The 17,757-nt window shown below is 62.3% G+C and carries 16 protein-coding genes; 6 read left to right on the forward strand and 10 right to left on the reverse strand.

The window, feature by feature from the left end:
* Positions 1-8 precede the first annotated feature (8 nt).
* Both BBG20_RS21535 and BBG20_RS21540 read right to left on the reverse strand, forming a co-directional pair.
* Positions 9-887, reverse strand: coding sequence for a polysaccharide deacetylase family protein (locus BBG20_RS21535; RefSeq protein WP_065906905.1), 879 nt, complete (start codon positions 885-887; stop codon positions 9-11).
* An 11-nt stretch (positions 888-898) separates the two neighbouring features.
* On the reverse strand, positions 899-2,230 hold the full coding sequence (locus BBG20_RS21540) for an amidase (protein WP_065906907.1): 1,332 nt from the start codon (positions 2,228-2,230) through the stop codon (positions 899-901).
* A 336-nt stretch (positions 2,231-2,566) separates the two neighbouring features.
* On the opposite strand from BBG20_RS21540, the gene BBG20_RS21545 reads away from it, so the two are divergent.
* From BBG20_RS21545 to cmoB, 6 genes are all read left to right on the forward strand, one after another.
* Entirely contained in the window at positions 2,567-3,556 is a 990-nt protein-coding gene (locus BBG20_RS21545) for a GntR family transcriptional regulator (RefSeq protein ID WP_065906913.1), read from the forward strand.
* Positions 3,557-3,691: 135 nt separating this feature from the next.
* Positions 3,692-6,115, forward strand: coding sequence for an endopeptidase La (gene lon / locus BBG20_RS21550; protein ID WP_065906917.1), 2,424 nt, complete (start codon positions 3,692-3,694; stop codon positions 6,113-6,115).
* Between the two features lie 254 nt (positions 6,116-6,369).
* Positions 6,370-6,759 carry a protease inhibitor I42 family protein gene (locus BBG20_RS21555; protein WP_065906919.1) on the forward strand — a complete coding sequence of 130 codons (390 nt, stop codon included), beginning with the start codon at positions 6,370-6,372 and terminating at the stop codon, positions 6,757-6,759.
* Between the two features lies 1 nt (position 6,760).
* Positions 6,761-7,417, forward strand: coding sequence for a lysoplasmalogenase (locus tag BBG20_RS21560; protein ID WP_065906920.1), 657 nt, complete (start codon positions 6,761-6,763; stop codon positions 7,415-7,417).
* Between the two features lie 36 nt (positions 7,418-7,453).
* Positions 7,454-8,197, forward strand: a complete 744-nt coding sequence (gene cmoA / locus BBG20_RS21565) for a carboxy-S-adenosyl-L-methionine synthase CmoA (RefSeq protein WP_065906921.1) — start codon at positions 7,454-7,456, stop codon at positions 8,195-8,197.
* On the forward strand, positions 8,194-9,150 hold the full coding sequence (cmoB, locus tag BBG20_RS21570; protein WP_065906922.1) for a tRNA 5-methoxyuridine(34)/uridine 5-oxyacetic acid(34) synthase CmoB: 957 nt from the start codon (positions 8,194-8,196) through the stop codon (positions 9,148-9,150). Before cmoA ends, cmoB begins: the two co-directional genes overlap by 4 nt.
* A 138-nt stretch (positions 9,151-9,288) precedes the next feature.
* Here cmoB and tadA read toward each other — a convergent pair whose 3' ends face one another.
* The 8 genes from tadA to lepA form a co-directional block, all read right to left on the reverse strand.
* On the reverse strand, positions 9,289-9,786 hold the full coding sequence (tadA, locus tag BBG20_RS21575) for a tRNA adenosine(34) deaminase TadA (RefSeq protein ID WP_065906923.1): 498 nt from the start codon (positions 9,784-9,786) through the stop codon (positions 9,289-9,291).
* Positions 9,786-11,168, reverse strand: coding sequence for a multicopper oxidase family protein (locus BBG20_RS21580; protein WP_065907091.1), 1,383 nt, complete (start codon positions 11,166-11,168; stop codon positions 9,786-9,788). Before BBG20_RS21580 ends, tadA begins: the two co-directional genes overlap by 1 nt.
* Before the next feature lie 401 nt (positions 11,169-11,569).
* Positions 11,570-12,313 (reverse strand): pyridoxine 5'-phosphate synthase, encoded by a 744-nt coding sequence (gene pdxJ / locus BBG20_RS21585; RefSeq protein WP_065906925.1) that lies wholly within the window; start codon positions 12,311-12,313, stop codon positions 11,570-11,572.
* Positions 12,314-12,364: 51 nt separating this feature from the next.
* Positions 12,365-13,054, reverse strand: coding sequence for a DNA repair protein RecO (gene recO, locus BBG20_RS21590; protein WP_016978272.1), 690 nt, complete (start codon positions 13,052-13,054; stop codon positions 12,365-12,367).
* A gap of 164 nt (positions 13,055-13,218) precedes the next feature.
* On the reverse strand, positions 13,219-14,121 hold the full coding sequence (gene era / locus BBG20_RS21595) for a GTPase Era (RefSeq protein ID WP_016978271.1): 903 nt from the start codon (positions 14,119-14,121) through the stop codon (positions 13,219-13,221).
* Positions 14,114-14,803 (reverse strand): ribonuclease III, encoded by a 690-nt coding sequence (gene rnc, locus BBG20_RS21600; RefSeq protein WP_016978270.1) that lies wholly within the window; start codon positions 14,801-14,803, stop codon positions 14,114-14,116. The genes era and rnc overlap by 8 nt, the downstream gene beginning before the upstream one ends.
* A 150-nt stretch (positions 14,804-14,953) precedes the next feature.
* Complete coding sequence (gene lepB, locus BBG20_RS21605) at positions 14,954-15,808, reverse strand: signal peptidase I (RefSeq protein ID WP_065906928.1); 855 nt, start codon at positions 15,806-15,808, stop codon at positions 14,954-14,956.
* A gap of 5 nt (positions 15,809-15,813) precedes the next feature.
* A complete protein-coding gene (gene lepA / locus BBG20_RS21610) occupies positions 15,814-17,613 on the reverse strand; it encodes a translation elongation factor 4 (RefSeq protein ID WP_028618986.1) in 1,800 nt (599 codons plus the stop codon).
* Positions 17,614-17,757: the final 144 nt, after the last annotated feature.

Consider the following 17,757-nt stretch of genomic DNA (forward strand, 5'->3'; position numbering starts at 1 on the left):
GGTGGGGTTCAGGTACGGGGTTGGCGGCGAATGAAGTCGTCGGCGATTTCGTCGAAGGTGACGAAGCGCACGCCGGCATGGCTCTGGATGTGCTCGATCAGGCGCTCCAGCATCAACAGCACTTGCGGGCGGCCGGACACGTCGGGGTGGATGGTCATGGTGAACACCGCGTGTTCGTGCTCGCGGTAGACCCAGTCGAACTGGTCGCGCCACATTTCCTCGAGGTGACGCGGGTTGACGAAGCCGTGGCTGTTCGGGGCTTTCTTGATGAACATCATCGGCGGCAGGTCATCGAGGTACCAGTTGGCCGGGATCTCCACCAGGTCGGTTTCTTCGCCACGCACCAGGGGTTTCATCCAGGTATCGGGGTGCTGGCTGTAGTCGATCTTGGTCCAGGTGTCGCCCTTGCGCACGTAGTAGGGATGGAAGTCGTTGTGCATCAGGCTGTGGTCGTACTTGATGCCTTTTTTCAGCAACAGCTCGTTGGTCACCTTGCTGAATTCCCACCACGGCGCGACGTAGCCGGTGGGGCGCTTGCCGGTGACCTGGGTGATCAGCTCGATGGACTTGTCGAGGACGATTTCTTCCTGCTCGGCGGTCATCGCGATCGGGTTTTCGTGGCTGTAGCCGTGCACGCCGATTTCGTGGCCGGCGTCGGCCACGGCCTTCATCTGCTCGGGGAAGGTTTCCATCGAGTGGCCGGGGATGAACCAGGTGGTGCGCAGGCCGTAGCGTTCGAACAGTTTGAGCAGGCGCGGCGCGCCGACTTCCCCGGCGAACAGGCCGCGGGAGATGTCATCGGGCGAGTCTTCGCCGCCGTAGGAACCGAGCCAGCCGGCGACGGCGTCGACGTCGACGCCAAATGCACAGAGGATGTCTTTAGCCATGGTGTGTCTCCTTAAAAAGTCAGGGCGGTTTCGACCGACAAAGCGGCCCGCAGCAGGCGTGCGTCTTCGCCGCTGGGGGCGCTGAGCAGCAGGCCGGTGGGTAAACCCAGGGCGTCGCGGCCACTGGGCAGGCTCACGCCGGGCATATCGAGCAAACTGCCGGGCATGGTCAGGCGCAGGGTGGCGAGGTTGGTGCTGACAAACAGCGCGTCGTCGGCTTCCAGCGGTGCCAGGGCCGGGGCGACATGCGCAACGGTGGGGGTGATCAGCACGGCGCCGTCGAGGTCGTCGATCAGTTGCTGTTGCAGGCGGCGGCGGGCATCGGTGAGGGCGATCAGTTGGCTGGCCGGCAACGCGCGCGCGGCTTCGAGGCGGCGGCGTACGCGGGGGTCGAGTTGCTCGGCATCGGCGCTGTCGAGCAACGCCTGGTGCAGGGCGAAGGCTTCGAAGGCGCCGAGCCAACCTTGGTGCTTGATCAGCTCCAGCGTGGCCTGGAACGTGGGCGAGGGGCGCAACTCGACCCGCGCACCGGCGGCCTTGAGTTGGTCCACCGCGCGCAGCAGGTTGTTGTGCACGGCGGGTTCAATGCCTTCCAGGGCGCCTTGCTCCAGCACAAAGTGCTGGCCCTTGAGGCTTCGCGCGACATGGGTTTGCCGGCGGCCGTGGAGCAGGTCGTCGATGGCCAGCGCATCGCGCACGCTGCGGGTCAGCGGGCCAAGGCTGTCGAGGGTGTGAGCCAGGGGAAACACGCCGTCGCGGCTGTAGCGTCGGCTGCTGCTGCGGTAGCCCACCAGGCCATTGAATGCCGAGGGGATGCGGATCGAACCGGCGGTGTCGGTGCCCATCGCAATGGGCACAATGTCGGCGGCGACGGCCACCGCCGAGCCGGACGATGAGCCACCCGGGATACGTGGCTGGTCATTGCCGTGCGGGTTGTGCGGGGTGCCGAAGTGCGGATTGAGACCGAGCCCGGAATAGGCCAGCTCGCTGAGGTTGGTCTTGCCGACGCTGACTATCCCCGCGCGGCACAGCAGCCCTACGCTGGGCGCATCGAGCAAGGCGGCAGGCACATTGCGTCGGTAGGCGGCACCGACAGTGGTGACGCTGCCGGCCACGTCATAGAGGTCCTTCCAGGCCACGGGCACGCCATCCAACCCACTCAATGGCTGGCCGGCCCGCCAGCGCGCGGCGGCAGCTTCGGCTTCACGGCGGGCGCGCTCGGTGGTCAGGCTGATAAATACCGCCGGGACCTGGCTGGCCTTGTCGAGTGCCTGCTCGAGGGCTTGCACCGGGTCGTTGCGACCGCTGGCGAAATCCTCGGCCATCGAAGTGGCGTCTGACATCAAGATGACCCTCACAAAACGTACATATTAATAAAATGTACATTTTACAAAGGCAGGTTTCGTGCCAGTCTGTGAACGCGCCCAACGTGCAGATCAGATGTTCACGTCAGGATCCACGGGATAGATGCTCCTGGGTCTGGAAAAAAAAGCGTGCAACACATCCAGCGCAGGGTTTAAAAGAAATAATGTATCTTTTATGAATAAGTACATTTTGGTGCAGAAAAGTAACATTCCCGCTGTCCAGGCCCCAAAAAAGTGCCACCGATGTGGCGCAGAGTGACAGGCGCATCTATGAGAGAATCCCCGGCCACCGTCCTACATCCTCTTGAGAAAGCAATGAAAGCAGTGTCCGCCTCGGCCTCCCGTTACGCGATGATTCATCAGCTGTTGCGTGATGCGATCGTCAACGGCACCGCGCGCCACGGGCTGGTCCTGCTGGAGGCACCGCTGGCCGAACTGTTCGGCACCAGCCGCGTGCCGGTGCGCAAGGCCCTGGACCTGCTGCACGCCGAAGGGCTGATTTGCCGCTTCAACGGCCGCGGCTACCTGATCAACCCCGAAGGGCTGGCCATGGAGCCGCTGCGCTTGCCGCTGAGCCATGCGCACCTGGGCCTGAATGGCGAAGATGAGCTGGTGGATACCCGACCGCTGGGCGAGCGGATCGTCGAGGAGATCGGCGCGGCGCTGTCCACCTGCATCGCCTTCGGCCACTACCGCCTGGACGAGCAGGCCGCCGCCGACCACTACGGCGTAAGCCGCGCGGTGGTGCGCGAAGCATTGATGCGCCTGCGCGATCGAGGCCTGGTGGAAAAAGAGCCGTACTCGCAGTGGCTGGCGGGGCCGCTGACCGCGCGGGAAGTCACCGAAGACTACGAACTGCGTGCCTGCCTGGAGCCCGAAGCCCTGCGCCAGAGCGCACCGAACCTGGACCGCGAGCTGCTCGAAGCCATGTTGCAACGCGTGCTGGACGCCCAGGACAGCCCCCATTGCAGCCTGGAAGCCATCGAACAGATCGAAGAGGATTTGCACCAGCGCTGCCTGGCCGGCCTGCAGAATCGCAAGATCGCCGCGTTGATTCGCCAGGGCCAGAGCCCGATGATCATCAGCCGGATTTTCTACCGTTTGCTGGGGATCGGCGCCGATCCAGCCATGCTTGCCGAACATCGCCTGATTCTGGAGTTGTTGCTGCACGGCGCCGTCGATGCGGCCGCGCTGAACCTGCGCGAGCACCTGCAACGGGCCCGGCAGCGCATGTTGCAGCGGTTGAAAGTGCTGTCGGTGCTACCGGAACAGCCACTGCCCGCCTATCTTCACAAAATCAGCTGAGCCCTGCAGGAGCCGGCTTGCTGGCGCCTACGGGTTTCGAAAATATCATGCAATATGTTGCTATCTCACGCCCGCCATTGAAACCACCACTGCCCTGCCCCATCTAACCTGCATACTTCCTTATGCAGGTGCCCCATGAGCGACCAGCAAGAATTCCCGGACATCGACCTCAACGATTACGCCGATCCCGAAAACGCTGAACACGCAGCTTCATCCAATACCGGCCTTGCCCTGCCTGGGCAAAACCTGCCGGACAAGGTCTACATCATTCCGATCCACAATCGGCCGTTCTTCCCGGCGCAAGTGCTGCCGGTGATCGTCAATGAAGAACCGTGGGCGGAAACCCTGGAGCTGGTGAGCAAATCCGATCACCACTCGCTTGCCCTGTTTTTCATGGACACGCCGCCCGAAGATCCCCGGCATTTCGACACCTCCAGCCTGCCGCTGTACGGCACCCTGGTGAAGGTGCACCACGCCAGCCGCGAGAACGGCAAACTGCAATTCGTCGCCCAGGGCCTGACCCGCGTGCGGATTCGCACCTGGCTCAAGCACCACCGCCCACCGTACCTGGTGGAAGTCGAATACCCGCACCAGCCCAGCGAGCCGACCGACGAGGTCAAGGCCTACGGCATGGCGCTGATCAATGCGATCAAGGAACTGCTGCCGCTCAACCCGCTGTACAGCGAAGAGCTGAAGAACTACCTCAACCGCTTCAGCCCCAACGACCCGTCGCCGCTGACCGACTTCGCTGCCGCCCTCACCTCGGCCACCGGCAACGAGCTGCAGGAAGTGCTGGACTGCGTACCCATGCTCAAGCGCATGGAAAAAGTCCTGCCGATGCTGCGCAAGGAAGTCGAAGTCGCGCGCCTGCAAAAAGAACTCTCCGCCGAAGTGAACCGCAAGATCGGCGAGCACCAGCGCGAGTTCTTCCTCAAGGAACAGCTCAAGGTCATCCAGCAGGAGCTGGGCCTGACCAAGGACGACCGCAGCGCGGACGTCGAGCAGTTCGAGCAACGCCTGGAGGGCAAAGTGTTGCCGGCCCAGGCGAAAAAACGCATTGATGAAGAACTCAACAAACTGTCGATCCTGGAAACCGGCTCGCCGGAGTACGCGGTCACCCGCAACTACCTCGACTGGGCCACCTCGGTGCCTTGGGGGGTGTATGGCGAGGACAAGCTCGACCTCAAGCACGCGCGCAAGGTGCTGGATAAACACCATGCGGGGCTGGACGACATCAAGAGCCGCATCCTCGAGTTCCTCGCGGTGGGCGCTTATAAAGGCGAAGTCGCCGGTTCCATCGTGCTGCTGGTGGGCCCGCCGGGCGTGGGCAAGACCAGCGTCGGCAAATCCATCGCCGAGTCACTCGGCCGGCCGTTCTACCGTTTCAGCGTCGGCGGCATGCGCGACGAGGCCGAGATCAAGGGCCATCGCCGCACCTACATCGGCGCCCTGCCGGGCAAGCTGGTGCAGGCGCTCAAAGATGTGGAAGTGATGAACCCGGTGATCATGCTCGACGAGATCGACAAGATGGGCCAGAGCTTCCAGGGCGACCCTGCGTCGGCATTGCTGGAAACCCTCGACCCTGAGCAGAACGTCGAATTCCTCGACCACTACCTGGACCTGCGCCTGGACCTGTCCAAGGTGCTGTTCGTGTGCACCGCCAACACTCTGGATTCCATCCCCGGCCCGCTGCTGGACCGGATGGAAGTGATTCGCCTGTCCGGCTATATCACTGAAGAAAAAGTCGCCATCGCCAAGCGTCACCTGTGGCCCAAGCAGCTGGAGAAAGCCGGTGTGTCGAAAAACAGCCTGAGCATCAGCGACGGCGCCCTGCGCGCGTTGATCGACGGCTACGCGCGGGAAGCCGGCGTGCGCCAGTTGGAGAAACAGCTGGGCAAACTGGTGCGTAAAGCCGTGGTCAAGCTGCTGGATGAGCCCGACTCGGTGATCAAGATCGGCAACAAGGACCTGGAAAGCTCCCTGGGCATTCCCGTGTTCCGCAACGAGCAAGTGCTGTCCGGCACCGGGGTAATCACCGGCCTGGCCTGGACCAGCATGGGCGGCGCCACACTGCCGATCGAGGCGACGCGCATTCACACGCTCAACCGTGGTTTCAAGCTCACCGGGCAGTTGGGTGAGGTGATGAAGGAGTCTGCCGAAATCGCCTACAGCTACATCAGCTCCAACCTGAAGTCGTTTGGCGGTGATCCGAAGTTCTTCGACGAGGCCTTCGTGCACCTGCACGTGCCGGAAGGCGCCACGCCCAAAGACGGCCCGAGCGCCGGGGTGACCATGGCCAGCGCGCTGCTGTCGCTGGCGCGCAACCAGCCGCCGAAAAAAGGCGTGGCCATGACCGGTGAATTGACGCTGACCGGGCATGTCCTGCCGATTGGCGGGGTGCGCGAAAAGGTGATTGCGGCGCGACGCCAGAAGATTCACGAGCTGATCCTGCCGGAGCCAAACCGTGGCAGCTTCGAGGAGTTGCCGGACTACCTGAAGGAAGGCATGACCGTGCACTTTGCCAAGCGCTTTGCCGACGTGGCGAAGGTGCTCTTCTGATCGCTCACTAGCCCGAGTGCCCCGAGTGCCCCCCCCCTGTGGTGAGCAGGCTTGCCCTGCGTTGGGCTGCGTAGCAGCCCCAGAACTGACGACCCCATTCCTTCAGAAAGAATGGGGTCTATTTAAGAGGTGCTGCTCCGCAGCCCAACGCAAGGCAAGCCTGCTCTCCACCAAGCGCACTCTGCGGTCCTCTTGTCACACCTTGTCTCATCTTCGGTTATGCTCGCCCTTCGTCGCTAATCAACGGAGCCTCCATGACCGCTGCCCGCCTGCTGCTTCCCCTGAGCCTTGCCCTGCTGGCCGCCTGCGCCAGTGCCCCCAAGCAAAACATCACCGTGGAAGATCAGGGCGCCTGCCCGCTCCAGCTCAAGTCCGGGCAGAATCTGATCCTGACCCTGCCCAGCAATCCCACCACCGGTTACCGCTGGGCCATCCAGGATTCGGCCGGCGGCGTATTGCGCGCGCTGAGCCCCGAGGTCTACAGCAGCTCGGAATCCGGCGTGATTGGTGGCGGCGGCCAGTCCACCTGGCGCTTCCAGGCCTTTGCGGCCGGCCAGGGACGTTTGCGCCTGACCTCCCAGCAACCCTGGGAGCCGGAAGCCGAACCCGCCGAAACCTTCGACTGCGCCATTACGGTGAACTGATATGCCATGGCTGATTCTTGCGTTGATGGGCGCCGGCACCTTTATCTACGGCCTGACCACCCACGCCACCCTGTTGTGCCTGTTGGTCAAGCCGCTGCCGGTACTCGCGCTGCTGGGCTGGCTGCATGACGCGCCGCCCACCGACTATCGACGCTGGATCAGCCTGGGGCTGATTTTCTCGCTGGTCGGCGATGTGCTGCTGGCGTGGCCGGGCGACTTGTTCATCTTCGGCCTCGGCGCGTTCCTGTTCGCGCACCTGGCGTATCTGAAAGCCTACTTCAGCGATTGCCGCCGCTTGGCGCTGCTGCCATTGGTATTGGCGCTGGGCGTGGGCGCGATCCTGCTGAGCATCCTGATTTCCCACGGCCTGGGCGACCTGCTGATTCCGGTGGTGGTGTACGCGACGGTGATCAGCGCCATGCTCTGGCGCGCGTTGGCACGGCTGGGCAGCGGCGTGCCGAAACGCTCGGCGCTGCTGGCGGCGGCCGGTGCGGTGTCATTTGTGTTTTCCGACACGCTGATCGGCATCAATCGGTTTGTGCTGTCGTTCGAGGCGGCGCCGTATCTGTTGATCGTCACTTACTGGCTTGGCCAGTGGGGTATCACGGCCTCGGCTTTCCATCAGACAACCCGCGCATCCGAGGGCCAAGTTGGCTAAAATGCCGGCCTTTCCCCCATCGTCGCCGGAACAGCCGTGAGCAAAGAACCCGATCGCCTATTCGCCCAGCCCCTGCCCCAGGTGCCGGACTTCGCCTTTAACGAGGACGTGGTGCGGGTGTTCCCGGACATGATCAAGCGCTCGGTGCCGGGTTACCCGACCATCGTCGAGAACCTCGGCGTGCTCGCGGCGCAGTTCGCCCAGCCCAACAGCGTGCTGTATGACCTGGGGTCATCCCTTGGCGCGGTCACCCAAGCGTTGCGCCGCCATGTGCGCACCGACGGTTGCCGGGTGATCGCTGTGGATAACTCGGCGGCCATGGTCGAGCGCTGCCGCGAATACCTGAATGGCCAGGACTCGATGTTCCAGGAGCTGTTGCCGGTCGAGGTGGTGGAAGGCGATATCCTCGCGCTGCAATTTGCCCCGGCCTCGGTGGTGGCGCTGAACTTCACCCTGCAATTTATCGCCCCCGAGGAGCGCCTGGCGCTGCTCGGCCGCATCCGCCAGTCGCTGTTGCCGGGCGGTGCATTGATCCTGTCGGAAAAGCTGCGCTTCAATGACCTTGAAGAACACGCGCTGCTCACCGACCTGCACATCGCGTTCAAACGCGCGAATGGCTACAGCGAACTGGAAATCGCCCAGAAGCGCAGCGCCATCGAAAACGTCATGAAGCCCGACAGCCTCGAAGAACACCGCGAACGCCTGCTGGCAGCCGGGTTCTCGAAAGTCGTGCCGTGGTTCCAGTGTCTTAACTTTGCCTCGTTGATTGCCTTGCCATGATTGATCTGTCCCCCCTCGCCCGCCATCTGGTCGGCACTCCCCTGGCCGTGTGGGCCCAGGGCCTGCAAGCGCAACTCGATAGCAAGATGGAAAAAGGTCATGGCGACCTCGAGCGCTGGCAGAGTGCGTTGGATGCGTTGCCTGCCATCCAGCCCAGCGAAGTGGATTTGCTCAACGGCCTGACCCTGGACACCGACTGCGACGACGCCACTCGCGCGCAAATGCACACCGCGCTGATGGGCCTGAGCCCGTGGCGCAAGGGGCCGTTCCACCTGTTCGGCGTGCATGTGGACACCGAGTGGCGTTCGGACTGGAAATGGTCGCGCGTGGCGCCGCACCTGGACCTCAAGGGCAAGCGCATCCTCGACGTCGGCTGCGGCAACGGCTACTACATGTGGCGCATGCTCGGCGCCGGCGCCGACAGCGTGATTGGCGTGGACCCCAACTGGCTGTTCTTCTGTCAGTTCCAGGCCGTGCAGCGCTATTTGTCTGCGCCGAATGCCTGGCACCTGCCATTCCCGTTCGAAGACCTGCCGCCCAATCTGGAAGGCTTCGACACCGTGTTTTCCATGGGTGTGTTCTACCACCGTCGCTCGCCGATCGAGCATTTGCTGGCGCTGAAGGACACTCTGGTCAAGGGCGGCGAACTGGTGCTGGAAACCTTGGTGGTCGAAGGCGACCAGCAGCAAGTGCTGGTGCCGGAGGACCGCTACGCGCAGATGCGCAACGTATGGTTCCTGCCGTCGGTGCCGGCGCTGATGTTGTGGCTGCGCCGCGCCGGCTTCAGTGAGGTGCGTTGCGTGGACGTGAGCGTGACGACGGTCGAGGAACAACGCGGGACGGAGTGGATGAAGTATCAGTCGCTGAGCGACTTCCTCGATCCGCAGGATCACAGCAAGACGATCGAAGGGCTGCCGGCGCCGATGCGCGCCGTCATCATCGCCAAGAAATAAACCCAATCGCCCTGGATAAATGCAGATCAAAAGGGGGGAGCGGGCTTGCTCGCGAAAGCACTGGTTCAGCTACGCAGAGGGGGGCTGAACCACCGCTTTCGCGAGCAAGCCCGCTCCCACATTGGTTTTCAGTGTTGTTTAAACCGATGGTTTTGCACGGCGCGCCTTGAAGAATTCGCTCAAGACAGTCCCACACTCCTCAGCCAGCACCCCGCCTTCAAACAGCACGCGGTGATTGAGAAAACCCTGGGTAAAGAACTGCCCCTGGCTTTGCACGATCCCGGCCTTGGGTTCCAGCGCGCCATACACCACCCGCGCCACCCGCGAATGCACGATCAGGCCGGCGCACATGCTGCACGGTTCGAGGGTCACATACAGCGTGCTGCCGACCAGGCGATAGTTGCTGATCGCTTGCGCGGCGGCGCGGATCGCGACCATTTCGGCATGGGCACTGGGGTCGTTGCCACTGATCGGGCAGTTGAAGCCGCGACCGATGATTTCGCCGTCCTGCACCAGCACTGCGCCCACCGGCACCTCGCCCAGCGCAGCGCCTTGGGCGGCCAGGGCCAGGGCCTCGCGCATGAAGTCCTGGTCACGGCTGCGGTCGATGATCGCCGTTGGACGAAACTGGCGCATCACGCCACCTCGATGGCGGCCATCAGGCCGGTTTCCATGTGGTCGATCACGTGGCAGTGGAACATCCACACCCCCGGGTTATCCGCCACCAACGCCACGCGCGCGCGCTCGTTCTTGCCCAACAGGTAAGTGTCGGTGAAGTACGGGATCACCTTATGGCGGTTCGAGGCGATCACCTTGAAGCTCATGCCATGCAGGTGGATCGGGTGCTGGTACTGGGTCATGTTCTTCAATTCGAAAATGTAGCTCTTGCCCTTTTCCAGCTTGGCAATCGGGCGGTCGGCACAGGTCTTGTCGGTGATGTCCCAGGCCTTGCCGTTGATCTGCCACAGGCTCGGCGGCTTACCGTTGTCGACGTTGACGGAAACCGAGCCGACCCATTCAAAATTGAAGTTGAGTTTCTCGGCGTTGGCCAGGTCCGGCTCGGCAATCGGGTTGGCTGGCAAAGCGGGCGGCCACTCGGTGGGAGCGTCGTCGTTGGCGACGGAACGGAAGGTGCCGAGGCGCACCGGGCCGTTGCGGATCGACAGCTCTTCACCCGCCGCTGGCGCCTTGATCGCCAGGCAGATGCGCATGCCCGGGCCCAGCCAGTATTCCTTGCCCAACGGCCGCGGTTCGACCGGGTTGCCGTCCAGTGCATAGATCTGCGCTTCAACCTCGGGAATATTGAGGCGATACGTCAGGGTGTTGTCGAGGTTGAGCAGGCGCACGCGGGTGATCTGCCCGGCCGGCAAATCGATCACCGCCTGGGACACGCCATTGATCGTCGACAGGCGCCCGGCGGTCCCGCCACGCGCCGCTTCACGCGGGATGCTGAAGGCAACAAAGGCGCCCTCTTCGTCCACGTGCCAGCTTTTCAGGCTGAGGGTGCGTTCGTGCTTGAAACCGGTGGGCTCGCGCTCTTCGATGATCAGCGGACCGACCAGGCCACGGCCGAGTTCTTCGCTGCTGTTGACGTGGGGGTGATACCAGTAGCTGCCGGCGTCGGGTACGCGGAATTTGTAGTCGAAGTATTCACCGGGCAGTACCGGCAGTTGCGAGACGTAGGGCACGCCGTCCATTTCCAGCGGCAGGCGGATGCCGTGCCAGTGAATGGTTGTTGCGACCGGCAGGTGGTTGATAAAGCGCACCCGCAGCCATTCACCCTGGCGCACGCGCAATTCGGTGCCCGGCGCCGACGGGCCGAACGCCCAGGCTTCGGTCTTGTGTCCTGGCACCAACTCCACGTCGAGCGGCGCGGCGATCAGTTCGTAATCGTGCCCCGCTTCGGCCTCGGCGACTTTCCCCAGCCAGTAGCGATAGGCGCCACCGGCACCGACGCCCACAACGGCCAGGCCTACAAGACCACCCAGGATTTGTCGACGGGAAAAGGATCGGGACACAACAACCTCACGAATCTGCCGCAGGCCAGAGGCCCGCAAAAGGCAGATACGATACACCTGCATCGGCTAAACAGTAAGGCTTCGCATTGCCGCAGTTGCTGATTTCATTGGGTCGCGTGGCGAGCGCGCTGTTTGTAACAAAGAGCTTGTCGTGCCGAGCAGGCTTTTTGTAACAAGGAGCCTGTCGTCCCGAGCACGCCTTTTGTAACAAGGAGCCTGTCGGGCCGAACACGCCTTGTGTGGCGAGCGGGCTTGCCCCGCGTTGGGCTGCGCAGCAGCCCCAGTTCAATCGCCGCCGAGTGTCAGGGAGATCGGAATCGCAGGTTTCAGGGCCGCTTCGCAGCCCAACGCGGGGCAAGCCCGCTCACCACAGGAAGCACGGCTGAGCTTGGGCTGCGGTATCAGGCCTTGGCAGCTGCCAGAATCAGCGCCTTCATCTCGGCCACGGCACCTTTGAAGCCGACAAACAGCGCATGCGCCACCAGCGCATGGCCGATGTTCAGCTCGTTGATGCCCTTGATCGCAGCCACGGCCTCGACGTTGTGGTAGTGCAGGCCATGGCCGGCGTTGACGATCAGGCCTTCATTCAACCCGCAATTGACCCCGTCGATGATGCGTTGCAGTTCGTCGGCGACTTCGGTCGGCGTGGTGGCATCGGCATAACGGCCGGTGTGCAGCTCGATGGCCGGCGCGCCAACGCGGCGCGACGCTTCGATCTGACGCTCATCGGCGTCGATGAACAGCGAGACTTCGCTGCCGATCTTCGACAGGCGCTCCACCGCGGCCTTGATCCGCGCTTCCTGGCCGGCGACGTCAAGGCCGCCTTCGGTGGTTAGTTCCTGGCGGGTTTCGGGCACCAGGCAGATGTGCGCCGGACGGATGCGCTCGGCGAACGCCATCATCTCTTCGGTGACGCCCATTTCGAAGTTCATGCGGGTTTGCAGCACGTCCTTGAGCAGCAGCACGTCGCGCTCCTGGATGTGGCGGCGGTCTTCGCGCAGGTGCACGGTGATGCCGTCGGCGCCCGCTTCTTCGGCGTCCAGCGCAGCCTTGACCGGGTCAGGGTAACGGGTGCCCCGGGCCTGGCGCAGGGTGGCGACGTGGTCGATGTTGACGCCAAGAAGAATGCGATTGCTGGTGGTCACGGAAGCGCTCCTGAAAAGGGAAAGAATCGGTGCACAGCATACACGGGGATGTCAGGGCTTTCGAAACAACTCGCGACTGACCAGCGGCCGTCCGCCCAAGTGCACGGCCAGTGCCTGGCGCATCAGGCGCTTGGCGGCGGACAAGGCGCCGGGGGCGGTCCAGTCGGCTTCGCTCATGGCCAGCAGCTCAGTGCCCTGGAACAGCCCCGGCTGCAGCAGGTACACGCGCTCCAGGCCAGCATCGACCTGGAGGCGGTACATGCCGTCGGCGGCGATGGGGTCGCCGTGCAGGTCGTTGGCCAGTTCGAAGCCGTAGCCGAGGTCATCCAGCAGGCGCCACTCGAAAGCGCGCAACAACGGCTCCAGCGGGCGCCCTTCGGCGAGGGCGAGCAAGGTGGCAGCGTAGTGATCGAAGACCGCGGGGTGCGGGTCTTCAGCGGGCAGCAGGCGGATCAGCAGTTCATTCAGGTAGAGGCCGCTGAACAGCGCCTCGCCATTGAGCCAGGCGCTGGTGCCGACGCTTTCCATGCGGCCGACGTTCTTCAGCTCGCCCTTGCCGCGAAACTCCACGTCCAGCGCCACGAAGGGCCGCGCCAATGTACCCGCCTTGCCCCGCGCGCTGCGCAACACTGCGCGCAGGCGACCTTGGGGCGTGAGGAAATCCACCAGCGCACTGGTCTCGCGGTAGGCGCGGCTGTGCAGGACGTAGGCGAGTTGACTGGGAGGTGGGGATTGGGACATTGGGTTCTCGCTGACAAGCACGGTCTTGAAAACTGCGACTATCCAATGTGGGAGCGGGCTTGCTCGCGAAGGCGGAGTGTCAGTCGATACATTCATCGCTGATAGACCGTATTCGCGAGCAAGCCCGCTCCCACATTTTGACTTGCGGCGTTACCGAAGGCCGTTTACAGGTCGCCGTAGCCCAGCGAACGCAGTGCGCGCTCGTCATCGGACCAGCCACCCTTCACCTTCACCCACAGGTTGAGCATGATCTTGGAATCGAACAGCAATTCCATGTCCTTGCGCGCTTCAGTGCCGATGCGCTTGATGCGCTCGCCCTTGTCGCCAATGATGATTTTCTTCTGGCCGTCACGCTCGACGAGGATCAGCGCATGGATATGCAGGGTCTTGCCCTGCTGCTTGAACTCTTCGATCTCGACGGTGATCTGGTACGGCAGCTCGGCGCCCATCTGGCGCATGATTTTCTCGCGCACCAGTTCGGCGGCGAGGAAACGGCTGCTGCGGTCGGTGATCTGGTCTTCCGGGAAGAAGTGCTCGTTCTCCGGCAGGTGCTCGGCGATCACGCGTTCCAGGGCATCGAGGTTGTGCCCGTGCTGGGCCGAGATCGGGATGATCTGCGCGTTCGGCAGTTGTTCCTGCAGCCAGCTCAGGTGCGGCATCAGCTCGGCTTTGTCTTCGATGCGGTCGGTCTTGTTCAGCGCGACGATCAACGGGCCGGTGACGTACTGCACACGCTCGAGGACCATCTGGTCTTCGTCGGTCCACTTGGTGCGGTCGACCACGAAGATCACCACGTCGACGTCTTTCAACGCCGCCGAAGCGGTCTTGTTCATGTAGCGGTTGAGGGCTTTCTCGCCGCCTTTGTGCATGCCCGGGGTGTCGACGTAGACCGCTTGCACGTTGCCTTCGGTCTTGATGCCCAGCATGTTGTGGCGGGTGGTCTGCGGCTTGCGCGAGGTGATCGCGAGCTTCTGGCCGAGGATGTGGTTCAGCAGCGTGGACTTGCCCACGTTGGGGCGGCCGACGATGGCAACATAGCCACAGCGTGTTGCGGTTGAATCAGTCATGGCCATTCTCCACGCCCAGGGCAATCAGTGCTGCAGCGGCCGCTACCTGTTCGGCAATACGACGGCTCACACCCTGACCTCGGCTTTTTTCATTCAATAAGGTGATTTCACATTCCACGAAGAACACGCGGCAATGCGGTTCACCCTGGATATCCACCACTTCGTAGCGTGGCAGTTCGCACCCGCGCGACTGGAGGAATTCCTGCAGGCGGGTCTTGGGATCTTTGTTGGTGTCGACGAGCGTGAGGCTTTCGATCTCGGAGGTCAGCCACGCGGTGACGCGCTCCTTGGCCGCTTCCATGCCAGCATCGAGGTAGATCGCGCCGATCAGCGCTTCGAGGGCATCGGCGAGGATCGATTCACGCCGGAAACCGCCACTCTTCAACTCGCCGGATCCCAGGCGCAGGTACTCGCCCAGGCCGAAGCCGCGAGCCAGCACCGCCAGGGTCTCGCCCTTCACCAGGCGCGCACGCAGGCGCGACAGCTGGCCTTCACGGGCTTGTGGGAAGCGCTCGAACAGGGCTTCACCGGCGACGAAATTGAGGATGGCATCACCGAGGAATTCCAGGCGTTCGTTATTACGCCCGGCAAAGCTGCGGTGTGTAAGGGCAAGGACCATCAATTCCTGGTCCTTGAAGGTGTAGCCGAGCTGACGCTCGAGACGGCTTAAAGAAACGCTCACGGTTTACCCATATCTGTTTGGTGGCACCGGCGGCCATCGACGATTGACGCAGTGTTCAAATTCAAATCCTGATTGGTGCTGCATGAGGCGGGACCGATTTGTCCCAACCCCAGAAAAGCATTCGGCGCTGTGTTCACAGCGCCGCCTGTATTACTTGATCAGCCCGACCCGCGAGAAGTTCGGCAGGTGGCTGAGCTTGGGTTCCGGCCAGCTCATCCAGACCGCGAAGGCCTTGCCGACGATATTCTGGTCGGGAACCATGCCCAGCAGGTCCTTGGGAATGGTGGGATCATCCCAGTAGCGGCTGTCATTGGAGTTGTCACGGTTGTCGCCCATCATGAAATAGTGCCCGGCCGGCACTTTCCACTCACCATCAGGCTGGGCACGGTAGCGGCTCATTTCCTTGCGGATTTCGTGCTCTACCGCACCGAGTTTTTCTTCGTACAGCTCAGCGCTGCCCAGGCTGTTCGGTTCGGAACCGATCAACTTCTCGGCCACCGATTCGCCGTTGATGAGCAGGCGCTTGTCGCTGGTGTAGCGAATCACGTCGCCCGGCAGGCCCACTACACGCTTGATGTAGTTGACGTTCGGATCGCTCGGATAGCGGAACACCATCACGTCGCCGCGCTGCGGGTCACCGATCTCGATGACCTTCTTGTCGATCACCGGCAGGCGGATCCCGTAGGAAAACTTGTTCACCAGGATGAAGTCGCCGACATCCAGGGTGGGTTTCATCGACCCCGAAGGGATCTGAAACGGTTCCACCAGGAACGAACGCAGCACCAGCACGATGAACAACACCGGGAAGAACGACTTGCCGTATTCAACCAGCAAAGGCTCTTTGTTCAGCTTCTCGATAACCACGCCATCGGGCTGGCTGACGCTGCCCTGATAGGACGCGATAGCCGCCCGCCGACGCGGGGCGAAGAACACCAGATCGAGCAACGCCAAGAGACCGCAAACGGCAACGGCGATGACCAGCAACAGCGGGAAATTTAGCGACATAGGACCTAACTATCCAACCTGAGCACCGCAAGGAAGGCTTCTTGTGGAACTTCCACGTTACCTACTTGCTTCATGCGTTTTTTACCGGCCTTTTGCTTCTCAAGCAGCTTGCGCTTACGGCTTACGTCACCGCCGTAGCATTTGGCCAGTACGTTCTTTCTGAGAGCCTTGACGGAGGTCCGCGCAATGATCTGCCCGCCGATGGCGGCCTGGATCGCGACGTCGAACATCTGGCGCGGAATCAGTTCTTTCATCTTCTCGGTCAACTGGCGACCTTTGTAGTGCGCGTTGTCCTTGTGCACGATCAGTGCAAGGGCATCTACCTTGTCGCCGTTGATCAACACATCCAGTTTCACCAGATTAGCCGATTGGTAACGATCGAAATGGTAGTCCAGCGAAGCGTAGCCGCGACTGGTGGATTTGAGGCGGTCGAAGAAGTCCAGGACCACTTCGTTCATCGGCATGTCGTAGGTCACTTGCACCTGGGTACCGAGGAACAGCATGTCGCGTTGTACGCCACGCTTTTCGATACACAGGGTGATGACGTTGCCCAGGTGCTCCTGCGGAACCAGGATATTGGCCCGCACGATAGGCTCGCGCATGTCTTCGATTGCCGACAGATCCGGGAGCTTGGACGGGTTGTCGACGTAAATCGTTTCACCGGTTTTCAGCAACAGCTCAAAAATAACCGTCGGTGCGGTGGTGATCAGGTCCAGGTCGTATTCGCGCTCGAGGCGCTCCTGGATGATTTCCATGTGCAGCATGCCCAGGAACCCGCAGCGGAAGCCGAAGCCCAGGGCGTCGGAGCTTTCCGGGGTGTACTGCAACGACGAGTCGTTGAGGGTCAGCTTCTGCAGGGCTTCGCGGAAATCCTCGAAGTCATCGGAGCTGACCGGGAACAGACCGGCGTAGACCTGTGGCTGAATGCGCTTGAAGCCCGGCAGCACATCGACGTCCGGCGTCGAGCTGAGCGTCAGCGTGTCACCTACCGGCGCGCCGTGGATGTCCTTGATACCGGCGATGATGAAGCCCACTTCACCGGCTTTCAGATCAACGGTCGCAGTGTGCTTGGGGTTGAACACACCCACGCTGTCCACCAGGTGGATCTTGCCGGTGGACTTGACCAGGATCTTGTCGCCCTTCTTCACGCGGCCATGGCGCACGCGGACCAGGGACACAACGCCCAGGTAGTTGTCGAACCAGGAGTCGATGATCAACGCTTGCAGCGGATCTTCGTAGTTGCCGGTCGGCGCAGGAATGGTCTGCACCAGGCGCTCGAGCACTTCGTCGACACCCAGGCCGGTCTTGGCGCTGCAGGTGACGGCGTCGGTGGCGTCGATGCCGATGATCTTCTCGATCTCTTCCTTGACGCGCTCGGGCTCGGCCTGTGGCAGGTCGATCTTGTTCAGCACGGGCATGACTTCCAGGCCCTGCTCGATCGCGGTGTAGCAGTTGGCAACCGACTGCGCTTCAACGCCCTGGCCGGCGTCAACCACCAGCAAGGCACCTTCACAGGCCGCCAGGGAACGGCTGACTTCATAGGTGAAGTCGACGTGGCCCGGGGTGTCAATGAAGTTCAGCTGGTAGGTGATGCCGTCTTTGGCCTTGTAATACAGAGTAACGCTGTGGGCCTTGATGGTGATCCCGCGCTCGCGTTCGAGGTCCATGGAGTCCAGGACCTGGGCTTCCATTTCACGCTCGGCAAGGCCGCCGCACATCTGGATGAATCGATCGGCCAGCGTCGACTTGCCATGGTCAATGTGGGCGATGATGGAGAAATTGCGGATATGACTCAAATCACTCACGGATCAACACTCAAAAAGGCTGCAGGCAGATTGCCCGCTGAAAAATAGCCGGGAATTGTACCTGATGCTCAGGCCAGGCGTCATCTTTGCTGACCAGAACAAAAATGCCCCGATCTCGCGAGCGGGGCATTTTTTGTTCATAAG

The sequence above is a fragment of the Pseudomonas aylmerensis genome (assembly GCF_001702265.1).
Lineage (GTDB): Bacteria > Pseudomonadota > Gammaproteobacteria > Pseudomonadales > Pseudomonadaceae > Aquipseudomonas > Aquipseudomonas aylmerensis.